Origin of the sequence: Marimonas arenosa, assembly GCF_030848945.1 — a bacterium.
In the GTDB taxonomy this organism is placed as follows: domain Bacteria; phylum Pseudomonadota; class Alphaproteobacteria; order Rhodobacterales; family Rhodobacteraceae; genus Marimonas; species Marimonas arenosa.
In genome coordinates, this window is the sequence record NZ_JANHAX010000021.1 from 1 (window position 1) to 235 (window position 235).

The 235-nt window shown below is 37.4% G+C and carries 1 protein-coding gene; it reads left to right on the plus strand.

Annotation, left to right across the window (positions count from 1 at the left end; all coding sequences use genetic code 11):
* The coding region (locus NO357_RS21310) for a class I tRNA ligase family protein (RefSeq protein ID WP_306737780.1) at positions 1-235 on the plus strand (235 nt) is incomplete at both ends.

Here is a 235-nt window from a genome sequence, read left to right on the forward strand (position 1 = left end):
TCGAGCTTGAGCCCAAGAGAATTAATCAATCCAAAGTCGGCTTTAAGCGGAAATATTCCTGTTTTGAGAAAAACAAAAAACTGGACTTTGCCATTAGATCAATATGAAGATTTCTTAAGAGAATGGGCTGTAGAAGGTCATAAGGATGATTGGAAATCAAATGTATTAGGTCAGGTTAAATCTTGGTTAGACGATGGTCTAAAACCTCGTGCTATGACCAGAGATTTAGATTGGG